6 protein-coding genes are annotated in these 4257 nt (G+C 70.2%); 4 read left to right on the forward strand and 2 right to left on the reverse strand.

Translation table 11 applies throughout. The features are described from left to right. The first annotated feature begins 103 nt into the window (after window positions 1-103). Both AOK08_RS41080 and AOK08_RS41085 read left to right on the forward strand, forming a co-directional pair. The gene (locus AOK08_RS41080) at window positions 104-976 is read left to right on the forward strand and encodes a GNAT family N-acetyltransferase (protein WP_055535586.1); all 873 of its coding nucleotides are present in this window, start codon (window positions 104-106) and stop codon (window positions 974-976) included. Window positions 977-1058: 82 nt separating this feature from the next. Beyond that, window positions 1059-1847 (forward strand): GNAT family N-acetyltransferase, encoded by a 789-nt coding sequence (locus tag AOK08_RS41085; protein WP_055535588.1) that lies wholly within the window; start codon window positions 1059-1061, stop codon window positions 1845-1847. 183 nt (window positions 1848-2030) lie between these two features. On the opposite strand, the gene AOK08_RS41090 is transcribed toward AOK08_RS41085, so the two are convergent. Both AOK08_RS41090 and AOK08_RS41095 read right to left on the reverse strand, forming a co-directional pair. Then, window positions 2031-2315, reverse strand: coding sequence for a GlsB/YeaQ/YmgE family stress response membrane protein (locus AOK08_RS41090; RefSeq protein WP_055535590.1), 285 nt, complete (start codon window positions 2313-2315; stop codon window positions 2031-2033). 129 nt (window positions 2316-2444) lie between these two features. Beyond that, entirely contained in the window at window positions 2445-2885 is a 441-nt protein-coding gene (locus tag AOK08_RS41095; RefSeq protein WP_055535592.1) for an SPW repeat protein, read from the reverse strand. Window positions 2886-3142: 257 nt separating this feature from the next. On the opposite strand from AOK08_RS41095, the gene AOK08_RS49060 reads away from it, so the two are divergent. Beyond that, entirely contained in the window at window positions 3143-3220 is a 78-nt protein-coding gene (locus AOK08_RS49060) for a putative leader peptide (protein WP_353962189.1), read from the forward strand. A 300-nt stretch (window positions 3221-3520) separates the two neighbouring features. Continuing rightward, window positions 3521-4075: an NADPH-dependent FMN reductase gene (gene ssuE / locus AOK08_RS41100; RefSeq protein ID WP_055535593.1), complete on the forward strand. Its 555-nt coding sequence runs from the start codon at window positions 3521-3523 to the stop codon at window positions 4073-4075. Window positions 4076-4257: the final 182 nt, after the last annotated feature.

Consider the following 4257-nt stretch of genomic DNA (forward strand, 5'->3'; position numbering starts at 1 on the left):
TAGGGGCGGCGGGGGCGAGGAGGATCCGGGACCGTCGCGGCTCCGCCCGGATTCATGGTCGGATGAGACCGCGTCCCCCCACCGAACGGAACGGAGCACATCCATGACCTCCTCCACCGACGAGCTCGTCGTCACCCGGGCCACGCCCGCTGACTGGCCGGTGGTCACCGGATGGGCGGCCGACGAGGGCTGGAACCCGGGGCTGTCGGACACCACCGGGTTCTTCGCCCAGGATCCCGAGGGCTTCTTCATCGGCAGGGTCGACGGGCAGCCGGTCTCGGCGATCTCGGTCGTCAACTACGGTGACGCGTACGCCTTTCTGGGTTTTTATCTCGTCCGTCCCGACCTGCGCGGACACGGCTACGGAATCACCACCTGGAAGACCGCGCTGGCCCACGCCGGCACCCGTACCGTCGGCCTCGACGGAGTGGTCGCCCAGCAGGACAACTACCGCCGCTCGGGCTTCGAACCCGCCCACCGCAACCTGCGGTTCACCGGAACCGCCCCCGCCGCCGGCCTCCCGGCGCGGGTGCGTCCCGTACGGCGGGAGGACCTTGCGGCGATCACCGCGTACGACGCCCTCTGCACCCCCGCCGACCGGCCCCGCTTCCTGGAGTACTGGCTGACGGCACCCGGTCATCGGGCCTTCGTGTGCGAGAGCGCCACCGGTGCCGGCCCCGCGAATCCTGGCCTCACCGGCTACGGAGTCGTCCGCCCCGGCCGGGACGCGCACCGCATCGGCCCGCTGTTCGCCGACACCGCCGCCGACGCCCGCGCACTGTTCGCAGCCCTGACCACCGACGTGGCCGGGACGGAGGTCGCCATCGACGTCCCCGAGCCGAACGAGGCCGCCGTGGCGATGGTCGAGGAGGCCGGCTTCGCGCCGTCCTTCGAGACGGCACGCATGTACACGGGCCCCGTACGGGAGTTCGCGCGCGGGCGGGTCTTCGGGGTGACCACGCTCGAACTGGGTTAGCGGCGAACCTCCGTTGGACGGCCGGCACAGTGCCGGCGTCAATACCGTTGCGTTCGCCGCACCGGGATGCTGTTGTTACGGCATGGATCATGCAGCGGTGCTCGCCCTTTACGACCGGGACATGCGTGAAGGCGCGCAACCCGACGGGCCAGGCGCCCGGATCGAACGGGTGGGCGGAGTGGTGCGCCAGGTCGCCGACGCCCAGGGGTGGAACGGGGTCGTCTGGTCCGACCTGGACGCCGACCGGGCCGACAGCTCGATCGCCGAGCAGATCCGCCACTACGGCGATCTCGGGCGGACGTTCGAATGGAAGCTCTACGGCCACGACCTCCCCGTCGACCTGGGCCGGCGGCTGCGGGCGGCGGGGTTCACGGCCGAACCGGAGGAGACGCTGATGATCGGTGAGGTCTCCCGGCTGAGCTTCGACACCGAACCGCCCGAGGGCATCCGTCTCGTTCCGGTGACCGACCGGGCCGGCGTCGACCTCGTGGCGGACGTGCACGAGAAGGCCTTCGGTACCGACAGTTCCCGGCTGCGGCACCAACTGCTGGCCCGGCTCACCGACGACCCGGACTCGGTCGCCGCGGTCGTGGCGCTGGCCGGCGAGGAACCGGTGAGCGCGGCCCGTATGGAACTCGTGCCCGGCACCCGGTTCGCCGGGCTGTGGGGCGGCGGCACCGTCGAGGCCTGGCGCGGCCGGGGCATCTACCGCGCCCTGGTCGCCCACCGCGCCCGCGCCGCCGTAGAGCGCGGTTACCGCTATCTCCAGGTCGACGCCTCCCACCAGAGCAGGCCCATCCTGGAGCGCCTCGGTTTCGAACCGCTCACCACCACGACGCCGTACGTGTACGAGTACGAGGCCAAGTCCTGAGCGTGCCGGCCGGACAGCGGGGAGGGGCCGCTGTACCGGGCTGCCGTACAGGCCGCCGTACCTGGCTGTAGGACGGCCGCACCGTGCCGGTCGTGGGCACGGTGCGGTGGGTCGGCCGAAGCCAGGGCCTGGTCCCGGGTGCTCAGCGTCCGCAACGGGGTTTCGAACACCCCGGACGAGTTGTCAGCGCCGCCTGCCGCGTGAGCTGCGGGGCGTCTTCGCCCGGTCCAGCGCGGCCACGCCCAGAGCGGCGAGTCCGATCTGGATGAGCGACTCGATCCAGTCGACGCCGTCGGTGTCGGACACGCCGAACCCGGCGGCGATCGCCGATCCGACGAGCGCGGCCACGATGCCGACGGCGATCGTCCAGAGGATTCCGATGCGCTGGCGCCCTGGTATGACGAGTCGTCCCAGGACGCCGATGACGGCGCCGATGATGATGGCGCCGATGATGCTGGAGATGGTCATTTCCGCCCCACTTCGCCGGGATTGGCTACCCCCTCTCTCCTGCCCGCTGCGGCTCGGGACAGTCCGCCGGACTCCGTGAACAGCGAAGCGGCCCGGCCCCCGAGGCAGACCGGGCCGCTTCCGACTCACTCATACCCTGGGGGCGCTCCGCGCCGTCGCGCCCGCACTCAACAGCCCCAGGAACAGGGCCAGGGCGCCGACGATGATGTTGTTCAGCACGACACCCGTGTCAGGACTGTCGCCGACGATCCACGGCGAGACGATCATCCAGATGCCCATCGCGCACAGAGCCCCGCTGAGGCCGTACATGCGTTCAGGCGTGTTGGTGAACCCGAGGGCCAGCAGACCGATCGCGATGCCCATGATCAGGTTGTGGGTCACGAGCGGGGGCTGGCTTGTCGTGTAGTGGAGGATCCAGGGGGATGCCGCGCAGTACAGACCGACGAGGAACACCGGTCCGTCCACGAGCGCCACATCACGACCGCCGAGCATACGGGCGTACCGTGCCCGCATTTCGGATACATCAGGGTGACTGTGGATGTCACCTGTGGTGTGCGAGACGTTGGCCATGACTCGTCTCCTTCGGCTGTGCAGGCCCTACCGCTTCTGGTGCGGTTTGCGGTGAACGCCGCGTACAGCTATTGTGCGCTTATTTTTCCCTTATGCGCAGTCCGGTGTCCGGTGATTCTGCGTTGCCGGCCCCGCACGGTGAGTGTTCCGCCCGGCTCCCCGGCCGGCTTGGCGGCATCAGGTGGTCCGGGATGCGAGACCGGTCGGCTTTTCCTTGACTGCCGTCTTCGGTGACTGTCACGATCAAGGACATGACGATGCGACTGGACCTCACGCGGCGACGCCATGTCGACCTCGCGCGTGTCTCCAGTGCCTCCTGTTGCTCCGCGGCCTGATCCCCGTCCCGATCCGCCGCGCCCGTTCCGTTTCCGCAACCGCCTGACATTCGCCGGACCTCGGTCCGGACGCGATCGGCGTGCCTCGAAACGGCTTCCCGGCTTCCCGGCTTCCGAATAGCCGGAAGCCCAACTCCCTGGGAACGAGCTCCAGTTCGCGGCGGTTCACGGCCGACACACGTCCCGCTCGCACCGTACGGCCTCGCCCGCCGGCCGGCACTCCTGACCGCCCGCACGCCCGGGCCGCCCGCCACGCACGGGCGGCCCCGGAATTCCGGCAAGCCTCCCGAAAGAGGACCCATGGCCACCATCCTGTCCGTCTCCGGCAGCCCCTCCGTCTCCTCCCGCACCGGAAAACTCCTGCGCCACCTCGACACCCGGCTGGCCGCGCAGGGACACGAGGTGATCCCGCTCGACGTACGCACCATCCCCGCCGAGGCCCTGCTCGGGGCCGACTTCCGGCACCCGGCGATCGTCGAGGCCACCGAACTGTTCGCACGCGCCGACGGTGTCGTCATCGGCACCCCGGTCTACAAGGCGTCCTACTCCGGTGTCCTCAAGGCGCTCCTCGACCTGCTCCCGCAGTACGCACTCACCGGCAAGACCGTGCTGCCGCTCGCCACCGGCGGCACCACCGCCCACGTCCTGGCCATCGACTACGCCCTGCGGCCGGTCCTCAACTCCATGGGCGCCGCCCACATCGTCCAGGGCTGGTTCACCCTCGACAAGGACATCACCACACGCGAGGACGGCTCCATCTCGGTCGCGACGGCCACCGCCGAGGCCCTCAACCAGATACTCGACCAGTTCTCGTCGGCACTCGGCCGCTCTCCGTACCTCGCCGCGGCGGTCTGACCACACGGCCCGCACGACCTGCGCGGCCCACGCGGCGTACGCGATCCACGCGACGTACGCGACGTTCCCGATCGGAGATCTTCGGTGTCCCTCACCTTCCACTGGTTCCTCCCCACCAACGGCGACAGCCGCCACGTCGTCGGCGGTGGCCACGGCACCCCGGCCACCGCCGACGACGTGGC

It is taken from the genome of Streptomyces graminilatus, from assembly GCF_001418565.1.
GTDB classification, from domain to species: domain Bacteria; phylum Actinomycetota; class Actinomycetes; order Streptomycetales; family Streptomycetaceae; genus Streptomyces; species Streptomyces graminilatus.

Coding starts and splice junctions, on each gene's coding strand:
- AOK08_RS41080 (WP_055535586.1), top strand. CDS start 104: ATGACCTCCTCCACCGACGAGCTCGTCGTCACCCGGGCCACGCCCGCT.
- AOK08_RS41085 (WP_055535588.1), top strand. CDS start 1,059: ATGGATCATGCAGCGGTGCTCGCCCTTTACGACCGGGACATGCGTGAA.
- AOK08_RS41090 (WP_055535590.1), bottom strand. CDS start 2,315: ATGACCATCTCCAGCATCATCGGCGCCATCATCATCGGCGCCGTCATC.
- AOK08_RS41095 (WP_055535592.1), bottom strand. CDS start 2,885: ATGGCCAACGTCTCGCACACCACAGGTGACATCCACAGTCACCCTGAT.
- AOK08_RS49060 (WP_353962189.1), top strand. CDS start 3,143: ATGCGACTGGACCTCACGCGGCGACGCCATGTCGACCTCGCGCGTGTC.
- ssuE (WP_055535593.1), top strand. CDS start 3,521: ATGGCCACCATCCTGTCCGTCTCCGGCAGCCCCTCCGTCTCCTCCCGC.